The organism is Gordonia jacobaea (assembly GCF_001186365.1).
Lineage (GTDB): Bacteria > Actinomycetota > Actinomycetes > Mycobacteriales > Mycobacteriaceae > Gordonia > Gordonia jacobaea.
In genome coordinates this window covers 116,319-134,643 of the sequence record NZ_LDTZ01000015.1, presented here as the reverse complement: position 1 = coordinate 134,643, position 18,325 = coordinate 116,319, and the positions used below count along the sequence as shown (strand labels likewise).

Annotated in this window: 18 protein-coding genes; 13 read left to right on the top strand and 5 right to left on the bottom strand. The window is 66.6% G+C overall.

The features are described 5' to 3' along the window. Positions 1-111 precede the first annotated feature (111 nt). The 6 genes from ABW18_RS06570 to ABW18_RS06545 all read left to right on the top strand — a co-directional run bounded on the left by ABW18_RS06570 (position 112) and on the right by ABW18_RS06545 (position 5,480). A complete protein-coding gene (locus tag ABW18_RS06570; protein ID WP_049698208.1) occupies positions 112-1,413 on the top strand; it encodes an adenosylmethionine--8-amino-7-oxononanoate transaminase in 1,302 nt (433 codons plus the stop codon). A 44-nt stretch (positions 1,414-1,457) separates the two neighbouring features. Beyond that, positions 1,458-2,627, top strand: coding sequence for an 8-amino-7-oxononanoate synthase (locus tag ABW18_RS06565; protein WP_049698565.1), 1,170 nt, complete (start codon positions 1,458-1,460; stop codon positions 2,625-2,627). Beyond that, on the top strand, positions 2,624-3,376 hold the full coding sequence (gene bioD, locus ABW18_RS06560; RefSeq protein WP_049698207.1) for a dethiobiotin synthase: 753 nt from the start codon (positions 2,624-2,626) through the stop codon (positions 3,374-3,376). The genes ABW18_RS06565 and bioD overlap by 4 nt, the downstream gene beginning before the upstream one ends. Next, positions 3,373-4,431 carry a biotin synthase BioB gene (gene bioB / locus ABW18_RS06555; protein WP_049698206.1) on the top strand — a complete coding sequence of 353 codons (1,059 nt, stop codon included), beginning with the start codon at positions 3,373-3,375 and terminating at the stop codon, positions 4,429-4,431. The genes bioD and bioB overlap by 4 nt, the downstream gene beginning before the upstream one ends. A 156-nt stretch (positions 4,432-4,587) precedes the next feature. Next, positions 4,588-4,863 carry a biotin synthase auxiliary protein BsaP gene (gene bsaP, locus ABW18_RS06550; RefSeq protein WP_049698205.1) on the top strand — a complete coding sequence of 92 codons (276 nt, stop codon included), beginning with the start codon at positions 4,588-4,590 and terminating at the stop codon, positions 4,861-4,863. Further along, positions 4,860-5,480, top strand: coding sequence for a DUF2567 domain-containing protein (locus ABW18_RS06545; protein ID WP_235434300.1), 621 nt, complete (start codon positions 4,860-4,862; stop codon positions 5,478-5,480). The genes bsaP and ABW18_RS06545 overlap by 4 nt, the downstream gene beginning before the upstream one ends. Here the strand turns inward: ABW18_RS06545 and ABW18_RS06540 are convergent. Both ABW18_RS06540 and ABW18_RS06535 read right to left on the bottom strand, forming a co-directional pair. Then, positions 5,464-6,246: an NUDIX hydrolase gene (locus tag ABW18_RS06540; protein ID WP_049698203.1), complete on the bottom strand. Its 783-nt coding sequence runs from the start codon at positions 6,244-6,246 to the stop codon at positions 5,464-5,466. The genes ABW18_RS06545 and ABW18_RS06540 overlap by 17 nt on opposite strands. 97 nt (positions 6,247-6,343) lie before the next feature. Further along, on the bottom strand, positions 6,344-6,868 hold the full coding sequence (locus tag ABW18_RS06535; protein ID WP_049698202.1) for a response regulator transcription factor: 525 nt from the start codon (positions 6,866-6,868) through the stop codon (positions 6,344-6,346). A gap of 225 nt (positions 6,869-7,093) precedes the next feature. On the opposite strand from ABW18_RS06535, the gene nadA reads away from it, so the two are divergent. After that, positions 7,094-8,152 carry a quinolinate synthase NadA gene (gene nadA, locus ABW18_RS06530; protein WP_049698564.1) on the top strand — a complete coding sequence of 353 codons (1,059 nt, stop codon included), beginning with the start codon at positions 7,094-7,096 and terminating at the stop codon, positions 8,150-8,152. A gap of 4 nt (positions 8,153-8,156) precedes the next feature. After that, positions 8,157-9,053: a carboxylating nicotinate-nucleotide diphosphorylase gene (nadC, locus tag ABW18_RS06525; RefSeq protein WP_049698563.1), complete on the top strand. Its 897-nt coding sequence runs from the start codon at positions 8,157-8,159 to the stop codon at positions 9,051-9,053. Between the two features lie 163 nt (positions 9,054-9,216). On the opposite strand, the gene ABW18_RS06520 is transcribed toward nadC, so the two are convergent. From ABW18_RS06520 to ABW18_RS06510, 3 genes are all read right to left on the bottom strand, one after another. Further along, a complete protein-coding gene (locus ABW18_RS06520; protein ID WP_049698201.1) occupies positions 9,217-10,956 on the bottom strand; it encodes an MDR family MFS transporter in 1,740 nt (579 codons plus the stop codon). Between the two features lie 307 nt (positions 10,957-11,263). Next, positions 11,264-11,761: a MarR family winged helix-turn-helix transcriptional regulator gene (locus tag ABW18_RS06515; protein ID WP_049698562.1), complete on the bottom strand. Its 498-nt coding sequence runs from the start codon at positions 11,759-11,761 to the stop codon at positions 11,264-11,266. Positions 11,762-12,057: 296 nt separating this feature from the next. After that, the gene (locus ABW18_RS06510) at positions 12,058-14,001 is read right to left on the bottom strand and encodes an HNH endonuclease signature motif containing protein (RefSeq protein WP_082943102.1); all 1,944 of its coding nucleotides are present in this window, start codon (positions 13,999-14,001) and stop codon (positions 12,058-12,060) included. 241 nt (positions 14,002-14,242) lie between these two features. Between ABW18_RS06510 and hisD the strand changes: the two genes are divergently transcribed. The 5 genes from hisD to ABW18_RS06485 are packed head-to-tail and all read left to right on the top strand — an operon-like array spanning position 14,243 to position 18,258. Then, complete coding sequence (hisD, locus tag ABW18_RS06505) at positions 14,243-15,580, top strand: histidinol dehydrogenase (protein ID WP_049698200.1); 1,338 nt, start codon at positions 14,243-14,245, stop codon at positions 15,578-15,580. Further along, a complete protein-coding gene (locus tag ABW18_RS06500; protein WP_049698199.1) occupies positions 15,577-16,737 on the top strand; it encodes a histidinol-phosphate transaminase in 1,161 nt (386 codons plus the stop codon). The genes hisD and ABW18_RS06500 overlap by 4 nt, the downstream gene beginning before the upstream one ends. Continuing rightward, entirely contained in the window at positions 16,734-17,357 is a 624-nt protein-coding gene (hisB, locus tag ABW18_RS06495) for an imidazoleglycerol-phosphate dehydratase HisB (protein WP_005208453.1), read from the top strand. Before ABW18_RS06500 ends, hisB begins: the two co-directional genes overlap by 4 nt. Continuing rightward, entirely contained in the window at positions 17,354-17,995 is a 642-nt protein-coding gene (gene hisH, locus ABW18_RS06490) for an imidazole glycerol phosphate synthase subunit HisH (RefSeq protein WP_049698198.1), read from the top strand. Before hisB ends, hisH begins: the two co-directional genes overlap by 4 nt. After that, positions 17,992-18,258 carry a hypothetical protein gene (locus ABW18_RS06485; RefSeq protein WP_049698197.1) on the top strand — a complete coding sequence of 89 codons (267 nt, stop codon included), beginning with the start codon at positions 17,992-17,994 and terminating at the stop codon, positions 18,256-18,258. The genes hisH and ABW18_RS06485 overlap by 4 nt, the downstream gene beginning before the upstream one ends. Positions 18,259-18,325 lie beyond the last annotated feature (67 nt).

Here is an 18,325-nt window from a genome sequence, read left to right as displayed (position 1 = left end):
CGGCCGTGACGCAACCTGTACAGCGTTCAGGAGGAGCCTGTACAGTGTCCAGGAGTTTGGACCTGAACGGTGTCCAGGACCACTCTAAGCCGGCGAGGAGGGACGCACCACATGGATGCAGCCGACATCAGCCGCGTCGACGCAGCACACATCTGGCATCCCTACGGCGCCATGCCGTCTCCGACGCAACCGCGTGTCGTCCGCGGCGCCGACGGTGTGCGACTCACACTCGCCGACGGCGGTGCGGTCATCGACGGAATGAGCTCGTGGTGGGCCGCCATCCACGGTTATCGCCACCCGGTCCTCGACGCCGCGGCGCGCGATCAACTGGAGTCGATGAGCCACGTGATGTTCGGCGGATTGACCCACGAGCCCGCCGCGCGGCTCGCGCAGTTGCTCGTCGACATCACACCAGGACCCCTGCAGAAGGTGTTCTTCTGCGATTCGGGTTCGGTGTCGGTCGAGGTCGCGGTGAAGATGGCGCTGCAGTATTGGCGCAGCCGTGGCAAGCCGGAACGCACGCGACTGCTGACCTGGCGCGGTGGGTACCACGGCGACACCTTCACCCCGATGAGCGTCTGCGATCCCGAGGGCGGGATGCACGCGATGTGGCGTCGAATTCTGGCCGACCAGGTGTTCGTGCCTGCCCCGCCCGCGGAGTTCGATGCCGACTATGTCGACTCCATAGAGGCCGCTGTCGTTGCACACCGCGACGAACTCGCCGCGATCATCGTCGAACCCGTTGTGCAGGGCGCAGGCGGTATGCGCTTCCACGACCCCGCCTATCTCGGCGAGCTGCGTCGAATCTGCGATGAGCACGACCTGCTCTTGATCTTCGACGAGATCGCCACCGGATTCGGGCGCACCGGCGAGCTGTTCGCCGCCGACCACGCGCGCGTCTCGCCCGACATCATGTGTGTCGGCAAGGCGCTGACCGGCGGCTACCTGACGTTGGCCGCGACGCTGTGCACCACAGCGATCGCCGAGACGATCAGTGCGGGTGAGGCCGGTGGATTGGCGCACGGTCCCACGTTCATGGCCAATCCGCTCGCCTGTGCGGTCGCGGTCGCCTCCACCGAACTGCTGCTCGACGGTCCGTGGCGACGCCGCGTCGCCGACATCTCCGACCTGCTCGCGCGAGGACTCGCGCCACTGACCGACGTGGCCGGGGTTCGTGATGTCCGCACGTTCGGGGCCATCGGCGTCGTCGAACTCGACGACGAGGTCGACATCGCCGCGGCCACGGATGCCGCCGTCGACGCCGGAGTCTGGTTGCGGCCCTTCCGCAACCTGATCTACACGATGCCGCCGTTCGTCTGCACCGACTCCGACGTCGAGACGATCTGCTCCGGAATCGCCGCGGCCACAACGGCGTCGTGTGCACAGTTGGTCGGCGCGGGAGGTGCCCGATGACACCGGATCACGCCACACTGGGCTCCGAGTTCGGCGAGGTCGACATGCTGCGGGCGGCCGGCACGACGGTCGACGACGCGTCGGCGCTCGACTGGCTCACCGACGCCGCCGCGGCGCGCGATTCGGCTGGGCTGCACCGTGTCCCATTCGTTCGTGAGGCCGGAGCGTCGATGCTCAACCTGGCGTCCAACGACTACCTCGGACTCTCGACGCACCCCGCAGTGCTCGCAGGTGCGCATGCCGCGCTGGATGAGTTCGGGGCGGGGGCTACGGCGTCGCGCCTCGTCGCGGGAACCACGCGGTTGCACGTCGACTTCGAGGACGACATCGCCGACTTCATGGGTTTTGATGCGGCACTGTGCTTTTCGTCCGGCTACCTCGCCAACGTCGGAGCCATCACCGCGCTCGTCGGCCGCGGCGACCTCATCGTGTCCGACACCGGAACCCACGCGTCACTCATCGACGGATGCCGACTGTCGCGTGCGCGAGTCGTCGTCGTCGACCGTGGCGATGTCGCCGCCGTCGCAGCGGCGCTACGCGATCGCCCCGAGGAGCGGGCACTGGTCGTCACCGATTCCGTCTACTCGGTCGACGGCGAGCCTGCGCCGGTCGCGCAGCTCTATCGCGTTGCGCGCGAGCACTCGGCGGCGCTCCTTGTCGACGAAGCGCACGCGCTCGGAGTGCGCGGGCCGGGGGGTCGGGGACTGATCGCGGAAGTAGGACTCTCCGGCGCGCGCGACCTCGTCGTCACGACCGTGTGCTCCAAGTCGCTCGGCGCGCAGGGGGGCGTGGTGCTCGCGACTTCTGCTGTCCGTGAGCACCTCATCGACGTCGCGCGCACCTTCATCTTCGACACCGGACTCAACCCGGCAGCGGTCGGTGCGGCGCGTGCGGCGCTCGGTGTCCTGCGTGCACAGCCCGAGCTACCAGACCGATTGCGGCACAACGCGACACGAATGGCGCGCAGCCTCGGTGCGCCGGTCCCGGCCGCCGCGGTGATCTCGCGCATCGTCGGCGACCCGCAGCCCGCGGTCGACGCCGCAGCACGGTGTCGGGACAGCGGAGTGTTGGTCGGGTGTTTCCGACCGCCGTCGGTCCCGCCGGGGACGTCGAGACTGCGACTGACCGTCAGAGCCGATCTCGACGACGCGACCGTCGACCGCGCCGCCGAGGTCATCGGCGGGGCGCTGGCCGAAGGCGGGGGTGAACGGTGACCCGCCCGGGACGTGCCCTCTTGATCACCGGTACCTCGACCGACGTCGGTAAGACGATCGTCACCGCTGCGCTCGCGTGCGTTGCGGGAGAGTCGGCGAGTGGCGTCGCGGTGTGTAAACCCGCGCAGACCGGCGTCGAGCCAGGGGAGCCGGGTGACCTCGCGACCGTTGCCCACCTCGCGGGTGTCGTCGATGTGGTCGAGTGTGCGCGCTACCCCGAGCCGCTGGCGCCGGAGACCGCGGCGATGCGCGCAGGTCTTGCCCCACTGGATCTCTGGACCGTCGTCGGGGCGGTCACCGATCTTGTTTCGACTCATCGGTTGACCCTCGTCGAGGGAGCCGGCGGGGTACTGGTGCGCCTCGCACCCGACCTCACCGCGCTCGACGTCGCGGACGCGGTAGGAGCCGAAGCAGTCGTCGTCGTCCAGGCCGGCCTGGGCGCGCTCAATCATGCCGAGCTGACCGTCGAAGCATTGCGGGCGAGGGGAATTCGTCCCGCAGGCCTTGTGATCGGCTCGTGGCCGCGCGATCCAGACCTCGCCATGCGATGCAATCGCGTCGACCTGCCCCGGCTGACTGGGGTACCCGTCGTCGGCGTGATACCCGAGGGTGTCGGGGAGCTTGAGCCCGATCAGTTCCGGGCCGCGGCGCCCACCTGGTTCGATCCCGACTTCGTCGCAGACCTCAGTTCCCGTTCCGCGCCCGACAACATCGCGGCCGTTCAGCCCATCGAAGGAGTTCACGCATGACACAGGCACCCGTAGATCCGACGCTCGACGCCGCGACCGTGCAGGCGTCGGGCGCGTCGTCGACCGACATCCTCGACGTCGCGCGCGCTCAGGTCCTCGAACGCGGCGAGCCACTCGACCGCGACCAGGTGCTCGAGGTGCTGCGGCTTCCCGACGAGCGCGTCACCGAACTGCTGCAGGTCGCCCACGACGTCCGGATGAGGTGGTGCGGACCGGAGGTCGAGGTCGAGGGCATCATTTCGCTCAAGACCGGCGGCTGCCCGGAGGACTGCCATTTCTGTTCGCAGTCAGGGCTTTTCGCATCGCCGGTGCGCAGCGCGTGGATCGACATCCCGTCGTTGGTCGAGGCCGCAAAGCAGACTGCGAAGACCGGCGCCACGGAGTTCTGCATCGTCGCGGCCGTGCGCGGACCGGACAAGCGACTGCTGTCGCAGGTGGCCGCGGGAATCGAAGCCATTCGCAATGAGGTCGACATTCAGATCGCCTGCAGCCTCGGCATGCTGACGCAGGAGCAGGTGGATCAGTTGCGGGACATGGGTGTTCACCGCTACAACCACAACCTCGAGACGGCCCGCAGTCATTTCCCGAACGTGGTCACCACCCACACGTGGGAGGAGCGCTGGGACACGCTGCGCATGGTTCGCGACGCGGGCATGGAGGTGTGCTGTGGCGGCATTCTCGGAATGGGGGAGAGTCTTGAACAGCGCGCCGAGTTCGCGGCTGACCTGGCCGCCCTCGAACCCGACGAGGTTCCGCTCAACTTCCTCAATCCGCGCCCGGGGACGCCGTTCGGTGACCTCGACGTGCTGCCGGCCGCCGAGGCGCTCAAGGCTGTGGCGGCGTTCCGCCTCGCTCTTCCGCGCACGATCCTGCGCTTCGCAGGTGGCCGCGAGATCACGCTGGGCGACCTCGGCGCCAAGCAGGGCATCCTGGGCGGCATCAACGCGGTCATCGTCGGCAACTACCTGACCACGCTCGGCAGGCCCGCTGAGGACGACCTCGACCTCCTCGACGACCTCTCGATGCCGATCAAGGCTCTTAACGACAGCATCTGAGGCCCGGCGCCGGGAGCGTGCGAGCGGGCCGCTTCAGCTCGGCGCCGGGAGCGTGCGAGCGGGCCGTTTCAGCTCGGCGCCGGGAGCGTGCGAGCGGGCCGTTTTGCCTCGGCGTGCATACTCGAATTCGATGACCTTTGAGCTGAGAGGACGCCGATGACTCCGACGCCCACCGTCGATCCGGGTGCCAAAAGCCCCGTCGACATCCCCGGTCCGCTCGACGAGCCGTGCCGGTACGGCGTGTACACCGGCATCGAACTCGACCTGCAGGCGGCCGACGCGGTGCCGCAGGCAGCGCGCCTCGGATTGGAGCCGCCTCGGTTCTGTGGTCAGTGCGGCAGGCGGATGGTGGTGCAGGTGCGTCCCGACGGGTGGGATGCACGTTGTTCGCGCCACGGTGTCGTCGATTCGTCGCAACTCGGTCGACGATGATGGCCCAGGTCTATCCGGGCACGCCCGGCAACCCGGTGTCGGTTCGGCGCAAGCACTCGCCTGCACCGCTGGTCGTCGTCGGCGCTGTCGTGCTGCTGCTCGGCGCCGTGTTCGGTGTGGCGTGGGCGGTCACGACCCCGGCGATGACCGGGACTGTGACTGCACAGGGCGCAGCCGTGCCGTCGGAACAGCTTGGTGAGGAATTCGCCGGTGTCGCGGTTTTCGCGTTCTGGATGCTCGCCTACGGTGCGGTCGCGGCGGCGCTCGCATGGTTCGCCGCGCGGTATTGGCGAGGCCTCGTCGGTTATGGCGTGACGTTCGTGACCGCAGTGATCGGCACTGTGATCGCGGGATCTATCGGCACCTGGGTCGCGCATCTGCACTTCCCGGACCCGCACGACGTCGGGATGGGGCAGACCTTCCGTGTGGTTCCCGACCTCGTGCTCGACGGCGCCACGCGCAACGGGTTCTCGGCGCCGTGGATTCTCCTCATCTGTGCACCGTTGACGGTCAGTCTCGTCTATCTGGTGTGTGCGCTCGCCACCAGCGACGCCGACCTCGGTGTGGGCGACGGCGTCGCCGACGACGCAGATCAGTCGCTCACGGTGGGGGTTTGAGCGTCGCGAACTCGTCGGTGACGCGTAACTCGTTGTCGGCGAAGGCGTAGAGCGCGGGCGGGCGCCCACCCGAACGGCCCGTTTTTCCGACGGTCCCGGTGGCCACGACAACGCCGCGCCGGCTGAGGATTCGCAGCAGGTTGGTCGTGTCGACGGGGTAACCCAGTGCGGCACAATAGATTTCGGACAGCTCCGACATCGGGAACCGAGACGGCGCCAACGCGAACGCGATATTCGTGTATGAGAGTTTCCCGGCGAGACGTCGACGCGCCGCGGCGATGATGTCGGCGTGGTCGTGAGCCAGGACGCCAAGGGAATCCACCGGCTCCCATGCCGCGGTGTCGGGCAGGCGTGCAGGCGCATCCGTGGGAACCAGGCCGAGGTACGTCGAGGCGATCGTCCGCCGACCCGGTGTGCGATGAGGTGCCGAGAACACCGAAAGCTGTTCGAGGTGGGCGACCTTGCGGATATCCATCGTGTCGGCGAGCTGACGCCGGGCGGTTTCCGACAGGCTCTCGTCTGCCGCGACCTCGCCACCCGGAAGCGCGAACGGCTCATCGTCGTGCTGCCGCCACAGAAGTACGCACAGTTGCGGTTCGACGTCCGGCGTCGGGCGTCGTACCTGGAAAACCGCGCTCAGGACCTCGACGCCCGCAGTTCCCGCCGACTCGGACGTCGGGCGCCCCGCGTCGTGTGTGACGGCTTCCTGTGCGACCGATTCCGGGGAGGCGGCGCCATCGGAACTGGCGGGAATCGGCGCAGGCATGCGGTCGATTCTAGGGCTCGCTCCGCGAGGCAACCGCGAGGCGCTCCGCGCAGAAACCCGCGAGGCGGTCGACGCACGAACCCGCGACGCGCTCCTCTCAGAGTTCGTCGAGGCTGATCAGGCCATCCTGGATCGCGCGAGCAACCAGCGACGCCTTGGTGCGTGCCGGACGTCCGGCGTCTGCGTACTTCGTCCTAATGCGTGCCAGGTGCGTGTTGACGGTGCCCACCGAGATCATCAACCGCGACGCCGCCACTGACTTGGAGTCGGTGAGGAGCCACGTCCGAAGCACCTCGATCTCCCGAGTGGTCAGGGGTACGCGCGGGTGGCTCAATTCGGCGTCGTGAGGGATGGACTGCCCGCCGGGGCTCACCGAGGCCGACACCACAGGGCGTAGATGGGCGACGTCGGCTGAGCGTCCAGCGGTCGAAGGTGCCATGGGCGGCGGAGTCACGATTCGACGCGCGGCCAGCCTTTCGAGTGCTTCCTGGCGACGTCGGACCGCTTCGAGTGGAGTGGAGAACGATGATCTGCGCGTGGGGATCGAGGGCGCGATGGCCATCGGGGTGGGGGTTGTGGGAGGGGTGCCTTGGCCGGCGCGGGGGCCAATCGTGGAGGTCATCGGGGTATCTCCTGTGATTCTTGTCGAGCAGTGGCGGTGTTGTCGCTGACCTCTTCGACGCTATTGCCGCAGGCGACCACAGAAACGCGTAGTGCGCTACTCGAATTGGAGACCGACGGTACCCACCGGGCATGGTGCTACGATCTAGGTGTTTTCGACCGACAGTCGAAAACCTGTCTCGGAGCACGAACCGCGTTCTCCGGTCGCAGGCTGAAGGAGCGACCCATGAGTATCACCAGCGACCGTTCGGTAGCAGTCACCGAACCTGGTCTGATTGACGCGGTGTGGACAGACGGTCCCACAGGATTCACCGGAGTGGAACCGACCGCGGCGTGGGCAGAAGAGGTTCGTCGACTAGCACGTGCGCGCAATGCGACCATACTCGCGCACAACTATGAGTTACCGGCGATTCAAGATGTTGCAGATCACGTCGGCGACTCGCTCGCGCTCTCCCGGATCGCGGCGGAGGTCGACTCCGACGAAATCGTGTTCTGCGGCGTCCACTTCATGGCCGAGACCGCGAAGATCCTCAGCCCCGACAAGCGCGTCCTGATCCCCGACGCCAGGGCGGGATGTTCGCTCGCCGACTCGATCACCGCCGACGATCTGCGGGCGTGGAAGGTCGAGTACCCCGATGCTGTCGTGGTCTCGTACGTCAACACGACCGCCGAGGTGAAGGGCCTCACCGACATCTGCTGTACGTCGTCGAACGCGGTGGATGTGGTGGCGTCGATCGATCCCGATCGCGACGTCCTCTTCCTGCCCGACCAGTTCCTCGGCGCGCACGTCAAGCGGGAGACCGGCCGCGACAACATTCACATCTGGGCCGGCGAATGCCACGTCCACGCCGGTATCAACGGTGACGAGCTGACCGCCAAGGCCAACTCGCACCCCGACGCCGACCTCTTCATCCACCCCGAGTGCGGGTGCGCGACGTCGGCGCTCTATCTGGCGGGCGAGGGAGCGGTGCCCGACAACCGCGTGAAGATCCTTTCCACCGGCGGAATGATCGACGCTGCTCGGCAGACCGGTGCCAAGCAGGTTCTCGTCGCCACGGAGATCGGCATGCTGCACCAGCTACGTAAGGCCGCGCCAGGTATCGACTTCCAGGCGGTCAACGATCGCGCGTCGTGCCCGTACATGAAGATGATCACGCCGGCTGCGCTGTTGCGTGCGTTGCGTGAGGGTAAGGACGAGGTGTTCGTCGCTGACGATGTCGCCGAGCGCGCACGCAAGAGCGTCGAGCGGATGATCGCGATCGGCAATCCGGGTTCGGGTGAATGAGTCGATGAGCGCGTTCATCGGCCAGCGCGAGGCAGCCGGAGAACTCGACCTGGCGATCACCGACGAGGTGCGGGCGTTGATTCGGACGGCGCTCGACGAGGATCTCCGCTACGGCCCCGACATCACGACCGCGTCGACGGTGCCTGCCGGCGCGACGGTCGACGCGCAGATCGTCAGCCGTGCGCTCGGCGTGGTCGCCGGGCTTCCCGTCGTACTTGCCGTCCTCGACGAGGTCGTCGGTGCCGGTGCGTACGAGGTGACCGCTGCGGTTGCCGACGGAACGAGAGTCGCACCGGGAGACGTGGTGTTGGCGGTGCATGCGCCGACCGCCGCTCTGCTGACCGCGGAGCGCACGGCACTCAACCTCGCGTGCCATCTCTCCGGGATCGCCACCGCGACAGCTCAGTGGGTCGACGCCGTCGACGGAACGTCGGCGAAGATTCGCGACTCACGAAAGACGTTGCCGGGCATGCGCTATCTGCAGAAGTATGCGGTGCGCGCAGGTGGCGGCGTCAATCACCGCATGGGGCTCGGTGACGCCGCGCTGATCAAAGACAATCACGTTGCCGCCGCGGGATCGGTGAGCGCGGCGCTCCGCGCTGTGCGTGCGGCGGCACCCGACCTGCCGGTCGAGGTCGAGGTGGACTCGCTCGATCAACTCGACGAGGTGCTCGACCTCGCACCCCAACTCGTGTTGCTCGACAACTTCGAACTCTGGGCAACCCAGATGGCCGTCTCCCGCCGCAACAACAGGTCGCCGGAGACAAAACTCGAGTCCTCCGGCGGGTTGAGTCTGGACCAGGCCGCCGACTACGCCCGCACGGGCGTCGACTACCTCGCCGTCGGCGCGCTGACGCATTCGGTAACCGCGCTCGACCTCGGACTCGACATTCCTCTCTGAGCGCTGCGGCGTGCAGGCAACGGTTTTGAGATGCACCAGTTCTGAGGTGCAACGGTTCTGAGATGCACTGTGGCCCACAGCGAAAAGGCTGTGGGCCACAGTGTGTCTGGAACCAGTGTGTCTGGAATCAGTGCGCGCTAGTGCGCGTACATCGTTTCGACGGTTACTCCGTGCGCTCGTGACGTCCGGGCTGAGCGTCGGTTTCGCCGACGGCGGCCGTTGAGCGCGCAGTGGCTTCCGGACCGTCGACGAGTTTCGCGAACTCCTCGTCGATGTCGTCCACGTCCGAGTCGCTAGCGTGGCTGTCGCTGGTCCGTCCGCTGTCCACGGTGACCGGAGCTACGTCGAACGACGCGGCGGGGGTGACGTCGATGACTTCCTCACGAACAGCGGCCATCCGCTGTTCGTCGAAGCTCTGCGTCTTGAGTGCGACCTCCTTGATGAACACGATCGCGACGAAGCTGATCGCGGCCATCACACCGGCGATGAAGAAGACGCGCGCGATTGCGTCACCGTAGGAACCGCGGACGATCTCGGCGATCGGTCCCGGCAGATCCTTGAGGTTCGAGAGCCCTGCACCCGACCCGCCGGTCTGAGCGGGATTGACACCCGCTGCCACCAGACCCTTGGTGATCAGGTCGGTGACGTGGGTTGCCAGCACCGCACCGAGAACCGACACGCCTGCCGCGCCTCCGAGCGAGCGGAAGAACGTCACCGTCGACGTCGCTGAACCGAGGTCATCGGGTCCGACGTTGTTCTGCACAGCCATCACGAGGTTCTGCATGGTCATTCCCATGCCGAGTCCGAGAATGAACAGGAACGCTCCGATGACGACCATGTCGGTATGGGCGTCGATGGTCGACAGGAGGAAGAAGCCTGCTGTCATCAGGGCAGCACCGGTGACGAGGAAGCGCTTCCACCGACCGAACCGTGTGATCAGGGCGCCCGAGACCGTTGCGGCGAGCATCGAGCCGATGATCATCGGAAGGGTGAGCAGACCTGCCGCCGTGGGGGAGTAGCCGCGGGCGATCTGGAAGTACTGACCGAGGAACACGGCACCACCGAACAGTGCGACACCCACTGCAACGCTCGCCATTGTGGCGAGAGTCGTCGTGCGGTCACGGAACAACCGCAGCGGGATGATCGGGTCCTTGGCGCGTGATTCGACGAACAATGCACCTGCGATGAGGACGATTCCGAGTGCGACGAGTCCGAACGTCATTCCCGAGAGCCAAGCGAAGCTGTCACCGGCGAGGGTGACCCAGATGAGCAGTGTGCTCACGCCTGCCGCGATCAGGAACGCGCCGAGGTAGTCGATGCGAACGTCCTTGCGGACCGTCGGAAGATTCAGCGTGCGCTGGATGACCAGCAATGCGATCACCGCGAGCGGAACACAGACGTAGAACGTCCAGCGCCAACCGAGCCAGCTGGTGTCGACGATCACGCCACCGATCAGCGGGCCGGCGACCGTCGCGAGCGACATCACGGCTGCGATCGGACCCTGATAGCGGCCGCGTTCGCGTGGGCTGAACATGGATGCGATCACGATGACGACCAGCGCCTGCAGGCCACCGAGTCCGAGGCCCTGGATGACACGGAAACCGATCAGCATGCCGACCGACTGTGAGAGTCCGGCGAGCACCGAGCCGAGGGTGAACAACGCCAACGACGCCTGGACCAGGATCTTCTTGCTCACCAGGTCGGAAAGCTTGCCCCAGATGGGTGTGGTCGCCGTGGATGCGAGGAGAGTCGCCGTGACGACCCAGGTGTACTGACCCTGCGTTCCATGCAGGTCGGTGATGATGACGGGGAGCGCGTTGGACACGATCGTCGACGAGAGAAACGCGACGAACATCCCGAGGAGCAAACCGACGAGTGCTTCGAGCTTTTGTCGATGGGTCATCGGTGCGCCCGCTGCGGAAGCAACCTCCCGCGTGGCGGTTAGAGACATGGGAGAACCTCCTGAGGTGGTGGCTGATCCCGCACGGTCTGCCGAGCGGGAGAGGGATGTCGGGGGCGCGGCGACAATGGCCGGCCGATTGCTGGCTGCAGACACGTCACGCAACCAACTAGTTGAGTGAAGCAACTATAACCATTGATAGTTGTAACGCGCAACTATCTTGAGTATTCCCGGCTCCGGCGGAGTTTCTCGACGCGGCGTTGCGCCGTTATGTCAGCGCCGCGATGTCGGCGCCGGGGCACGCCGCCGATCAGGTCAGGTCGGGTTCGAACTCCGCGTCGTCGACAAGGAGACGATTGAGCAGCCGGGTGAGTGTCCGGATGTCCTCGGGGTCCCATTCGGACAACCGTGCCCGCCAGTCTGCGACCGCCGCATCGGCTACGTGATCTACGCGTGCGCGGCCGGTAGGAGTCAAGGAGACCAGTCGAGCGCGCGCATCATGCGGGTCGGCGTGTCGCTCGGCCAGGCCGAGGCGCACGAGGGCATCGATCTGTCTGCTCACAGTCGACTTCTCGAGTCCGAGCTGCGCGACGAGTGTTGATACCGGCAGAGATCCGTCGGCGCTGGCGAGCATCGCGATCAGGGGATAGTTCGACGGGTCGAGGTGGGGGTCAACCGCACGAGCACGGGTGCGCAGTCGAATCCGTCCCTGCCGCATCAGGTCAGCGAAACCTGTCTCCAGGTCGGTAATCGGGTCATCGGATACGTCGTCGGCGTCCACTGGGTGGTCGGAGCGAGCGTCGCCCATCTGCGGTGAATCCTGTCCGTCGCGGTTCGTCGGATGATGCGCCACAGGTTACCGCGCAGTTGAACATGATTCATGATTCGACTTGGCGTATCGGGGGCGCCGGCGAGGGTGCGGAAGATCCTGGCGAGGGCAGCCGTGCACGACCTGGCGCCGTGGCCTGCCGGGGCTGCACGTCTGCACACTCCGTTCGGGCTGTCCCTCAGGCAACCACGTCTGCCCCGCCACCGTGTGTGGTGGCGGGGTGTAGACGGGTTGCGGCGCAACCGGATTCGACAGTTCGCCCGGGATGGCGGTGGTCAGGCGGCGTCGGCCAGCGGTGGGCCGAGGCTGTCTGGCGGGTCGACGCCGCCGAGCCGGTTGGGGCCGCCTGGTGGGGCCGGGCCCGTTGATGGGTTGGGGTCTGTGGGCGGGTCGGGGTCGAGTTCGAGTGGCCTGGGGAGGTTCCATCGGATGTCGACCCGCCTGCCGAGGCGCCGAGGATCTGCGGAAGGCATTCTATCCGCCAGCGCGAGTTCGACGCCGGTGAGCGTCTGACGTGCCACCTGCGTGCTCGGCGGGTCCGGCACTGAGGACGGCGACACCATCCAGGCGCCCACTGCGTCCGCGACCACCATCTGGTCGCTGGCCGTGTCTGTGACGTTCTCGGCGCCCACTCTGCTGGAGGCTCGCGCGCCGATCTCGGTGACCGTCGCGTCTGTGCTTGTCCCGGTTGCTCGTGCCGCCGCTGCGGCTTGGTTGCTGGTGTGTTCGGCGGCGAGGTAGTCGTGGAAGTCGGCTTTGACGTCGGCGATGCGGTTGATGCGTTCCGGATTCTCCGGCATACCCGGCTTGGCGTTGAGCCGCCACGCGACACGTCCGGTGTCGGGGCCTTCGGTGATCATGCGGGTGGTGAACTGCCCGGGTTTTGTGCCGACTCTCCGGTTGTGCACATCGCACGCCGGGACGAGTTGGTCGATATCGGTCAACCCACCGTCGGCCCAGTCTTTGGCGGCGTGATGCATCTGCACCCGTGATGCGGGCTGGTTGCAGCCGGGTGCCGAACACATCTTCCCGCCCGCCGAAGCAAAGGAGGCGAGTCGTTGTCCGAGTGACGCGATCCGCTTCGACCGACCCAAATACAGCGGGATGCTGGTGTGCTCACCGAACACCGCCAAATACTGGCTCGCCCCGGTGGAGGCGGCCATTTCGATCACATCGCTGATCGGGAGCAGTGTTCCGGACGTGGTCTGTGCGATCCCTGCCTGCTCTTCGAGTTCCTGCAGGCTGGTGGTGACGATCACCTGGATCGGTAATCCGCGATGGGTGTTGCCGAGCATCCCTGATTCAAGTACTTGCTGCAGGAGTGCGGAGAACGCGTCGTGGTTGCGTTGCGCGGGTGAGCGTTCATCACGTAGCGCCGCGGCCGCGACCTGTTCAGCATTCGCCATGGTGATCGGCCCGACCGGCGACTCCGGGTCGTCCGGGTTGTTCATGCCCGGTTTAGCCCACGCATCGAGCACCGTGTCGAGCCGGGCGCGGGCGATCGGATCCAAATCGGCAGTCAACCGCGACATCAACTGAGCGTTCTGCCGGTTCACCCACAGGCGACGTCGACGTTTACGGTCCTTCGAGGTGGTCAGCGTCCCATCCGGATCCAGGTGCGCCAACAATCGTGAACCCAAATTGGTGATCTCGGCAGGGGTGAATTGGACCGCGTAGCCGGCCATCTGTGCTTCGGCCGCCGCTTTCGTCTCGGCCGACACCTCACCGGGGATCGCCTCCAAAACCTCCAACACCGCCCGCACGTGCGCGCCCGCGACCCGACCCTCCGCCACATAGCCGGCCAACGTTGGGCATGCGGGTGGTAGTCGGTCGCCGCAGATCGTGGTGAACGAGCCGGTCGCCGCGATCACCCGATGCCGCGCGGCGGGGTCACCGATGTGCAGACCCTGCCCAATGAAATTGCGGATGTCGCGGAAACCCGACGCGCGGGGTAGGTCGCGGTCGGAGGCCTCCACAATCAAGCGATCGGTGACCGCACCCGCGGTCCGCAACGCCAACCGTTCTGCCTCAACGGTGGCTTCGACCAGCGCGGCATCGGATACCAGCGACACATCGACGGCAGCCAACTCATCCAGCACCGCGGCAAGCCGTGACAGCTTTTCCGCCACCACCGCATCCGCCGATCCCACCGCAGCAGTCGCCAAAGCCAAAGGTGCACGGCCATTCTCGCTGTTGTTGCGATTGCTGTTGCTGTTCACGTGCCGCCACCCCCGCCCCGCGTCGTGTCGAATATGTGTTCTACATTACCCGACAATACCGACACCGTCCAGGAATAATCGAAGAAACTTTCGACGGATCGTGATCGGGTCACCGAGGCTGGATGACTATGCGACTGCCTCCGCGCCTTACTGCCGCGTTGGTCCTGACAGACCGCATTCGGAAACCGGTGGTGCCGCCACATATCCTGGACACATCAACCCGACCGATCAGGAGACACCCATGCTCGCCCGAACCGACCTGCGCGGTAGCTCGCCGACGCTCGCTGAGCTGCGTCGCGCGTTGCCCCGTGGGGGCACCGACGTCAACGCCGTGCTGGATACGGTGACGCCGGTGGTGCATGCGATCGCCGATCGCGGCGTCGAGGCAGCACTCGAGTACGGCGAGAAGTTCGACGGCGTTCGTCCGTCGAGTGTTCGGGTTCCCGCCGATGTGATCGCGGATGCCCTGGCGAAACTCGATCCGGCCGTCGCTGATGCGCTGCGTGAGTCGATCACTCGCGCTCGGCTCGTCCATGCCGATCAGCGTCGTACGACGTCGCGCACACAGGTCGTCGACGGGGGAGCCGTCAGCGAAAAGTGGATTCCCGTCAGGCGTGTTGGCCTGTACGTACCCGGCGGCAATGCTGTCTACCCGTCGTCGGTCATCATGAACGTCGTTCCCGCGCAGGAGGCGGGCGTCGGGTCGCTCGTCGTTGCGTCGCCCCCGCAGAAGGACTTCGGCGGTTGGCCACACCCGACCATCCTCGCCGCGTGCGCTCTTCTCGGCGTCGACGAGGTCTGGGCCGTCGGTGGCGCGCAAGGCGTCGCGCTCCTTACCTATGGCGGTACGGATACCGACGGTGCGGTCCTCGACCCGGTCGACCTCATCACCGGTCCCGGCAACATCTACGTCACGGCAGCCAAGCGCCTGTGTCGCGGACTCGTCGGCATCGATGCCGAGGCCGGTCCCACCGAGATCGCCATCCTCGCCGACGATTCGGCAAACCCGGCCTTCGTCGCCGCAGACCTCATCAGCCAGGCCGAGCACGACGTCCTCGCGGCGTCGGTGCTCGTGACCGACAGCGTCGCCCTGGCCGACGCCGTCGACGCAGAACTCGACCGCCAGATCGCCGAGACCAAACACCGTGAACGGGTCACCACGGCGCTCAGCGGCAAGCAGTCGGGTGTCGTGCTCGTCGACGACGTCGAGGCCGGTCTTGCCGTGGTCGACGCCTACGCGGCAGAGCACCTCGAGATCCAGACGCGCGACGCCGCGCAGGTCGCCGATCGCGTGCACAACGCCGGCGCGATCTTCGTCGGCGACTTCGCGCCGGTCAGCCTCGGAGACTATTGCGCGGGATCGAATCACGTTCTGCCGACGTCGGGTTCGGCTCGGTTCGCGTCGGGTCTCTCGGTACAGACCTTCCTGCGTGGCGTGCACGTCATCGACTACGACGAGGCGGCGCTGCGCGACGTCTCCGCCCAGGTGGTCACCTTGGCGCAGGCCGAAGACCTTCCGGCACACGGCAATGCGATCACCCGCAGGTTCTCGGGGGCTGTCGCCGAGGCAGCAAAGTGACGCCCGCAGCTACAGGCGCTCAAGTACCCGGAGTCCAGATTCCCGGAGCTCGGATCACCGTCGACGATCTTCCGCTCCGCGACAACCTGCGCGGCAAAAGCGCTTATGGCGCACCGCAATTGAAGGTTCCTGTCGTTCTCAACACCAACGAGAACCCGCACCCGCCGTCTCCGGAGCTGATCGCCGACGTCGCTGAATCGGTCGGCGCCGCTGCGGCCGAGCTGCACCGTTACCCGGACCGTGACGCTGTCGCGCTGCGTAGCGACCTCGCCGCCTACCTCAGCGCCGCCACCGGAACCCACCTCGGCGTCGAAAACGTCTGGGCGGCAAACGGTTCCAACGAGATTCTGCAGCAACTCCTGCAGGCGTTCGGCGGGCTCGGCCGTGCGGCGCTGGGCTTCGTGCCCAGCTACTCGATGCATCCGATCATCTCGGACGGCACCGACACCACGTGGCTCGAAGCCAAGCGCAGCGCCGACTTCTCCCTCGACATCGACTATGCGGTCGGTGAGATCTCCGCGCGACGCCCCGACATCGTGTTCGTGACCTCTCCCAACAACCCGACGGGCGCGTCGATCTCGAATGACGGGTTGCGGGCGATCGTCGACGCCGCACCGGGCATAGTGATCGTCGACGAGGCGTATGCGGAGTTCTCCGAGCAGCGCAGCGCCGTCGAGTTGATCGACGAGTTCCCGACGAAGGTCGTCGTCAGCCGGACGATGAGCAAGGCGTTCGCCTTCGCAGGCGGTCGGCTCGGTTACCTTGCGGCGTCGCCCGCGATCGTCGACGCCCTGCAACTGGTGCGGCTGCCGTATCACCTGTCCGTGCTCACGCAGGCCGCTGCGCGAGCGGCGCTGCGCCACGCCGACGAGACGCTCGGCGGAGTCGCGAAGATCATCGCCGAGCGCAAACGCGTCGTCGCAGAGCTCGAGAAGGCGGGATTCGACGTTGTCGATTCCGACGCCAACTTCGTGTTGTTCGGACGCTTCGCCGACGCTCCGGCATCGTGGCAGCGCTACCTCGACAACGGCGTGTTGATCCGCGACGTAGGAATTCCCGCGCATCTCCGTGTCACGATCGGATTGGTTGACGAGAACGACGCGTTCCTCGACGTCAGCCGGAAGCTCGCCACCACAGATCTGGAGAAGTCACAGTGACCACCCCGGCACCGCGTATCGCACGCGTCGAACGGACGACCAAGGAGTCGTCGATCGTCGTCGAACTCAACCTCGACGGCACCGGCGTCACAGCGATCTCGACGGGCATCCCGTTCTTCGACCACATGTTGACCGCCTTCGGCGCACACGGCAGCTTCGATCTGACCGTCGAGGCGAAGGGCGACGTCGAGGTCGAGGGACACCACACCATCGAAGACACCGCGATCGTGCTCGGTCAGGCACTTGGTCAGGCTCTCGGCGACAAGAAGGGAATTCGCCGCTTCGGCGACTCGTACATCCCGATGGACGAGACGCTCGCACACGCCGTCGTCGACGTGTCGGGCCGACCGTACTGTGTTCACACCGGCGAGCCCGAGCACATGTTGACCGCGGTGATCGGCGGCTACCCCGGCGTGCCCTACTCCACGGTGATCAACCGGCACGTCTTCGAGTCCATCGCGCTCAACGCGCGTATCGCCCTGCACGTGCGCGTGCTCTACGGCCGCGACCAGCACCACATCACCGAGGCCGAATTCAAGGCGGTCGCCCGCGCGTTGCGTGCGGCGACCGAGGCCGATCCGAGAGTCAGTGGAGTGCCATCCACCAAGGGCGCTCTATGAGTGCGACGAACATCGTCGTCCTCGACTACGGCTCGGGCAATCTGCGCTCAGCCCAGCGCGCACTGGAGCGCACCGGCGCCGACGTCACCGTGACCAGCGACTTCACCGCTGCGCTTGAAGCCGACGGGCTGGTCGTGCCGGGTGTCGGCGCGTTCGCGGCCTGCATGGACGGGTTGCGCGCGGTCCACGGCGACCGGATCATCGGCCGACGCCTCGCCGGCGGACGCCCGGTGCTCGGCATCTGTGTCGGCATGCAGATCCTGTTCGAGCGCGGCGTCGAATTCGGTGTCGAGGCCGACGGATGCGGCGAATGGCCGGGAACGGTCTCGCGGCTCGACGCTCCCGTGCTGCCGCACATGGGGTGGAACACCGTCGACGCCCCGACCGACTCGACGCTGTTCAAGGGAATCGACCCGGCAACCCGCTTCTACTTCGTGCACTCGTACGCGGCGCAGACGTGGGAGATGGACAACGTCGGATCGCCACTCGCCGCACCGGCCCTGACGTGGGCCGAGCACGGCAGCCGCTTTCTTGCGGCGGTCGAGAACGGCGCACTGAGTGCCACACAGTTCCACCCGGAGAAGTCGGGGGACGCGGGCGCCGAACTGCTGCGCAACTGGGTCGGGAGCATCGCATGAGCGGGTCCGACGGTGTGCCCGAGCGCCCGCACTTCTCCTACGGGCGGTTCGTGACACTCGTCTTGGGTTCCGGGGTCCTCGTGCTGGTGATCGGCATTCCGATCATCCTGGCGCTGGCACACTGGTCACCGATCGCAGGCTTGGTCGCTGCGCTGCTCGTGGTGCTCGCGATGATCGGGACGATCGGCTGGATGTCGCGTCGGATCATCGGTAACTACGAGCGCAAGGTTCGCGCCCTCGACGAGGGAAACGCAAGCCCCTGACCTGACGCACGGCCGCGAACACCGCAAGACCAGTCCGAGAACAACAGACCGTACGAGACACACAGAC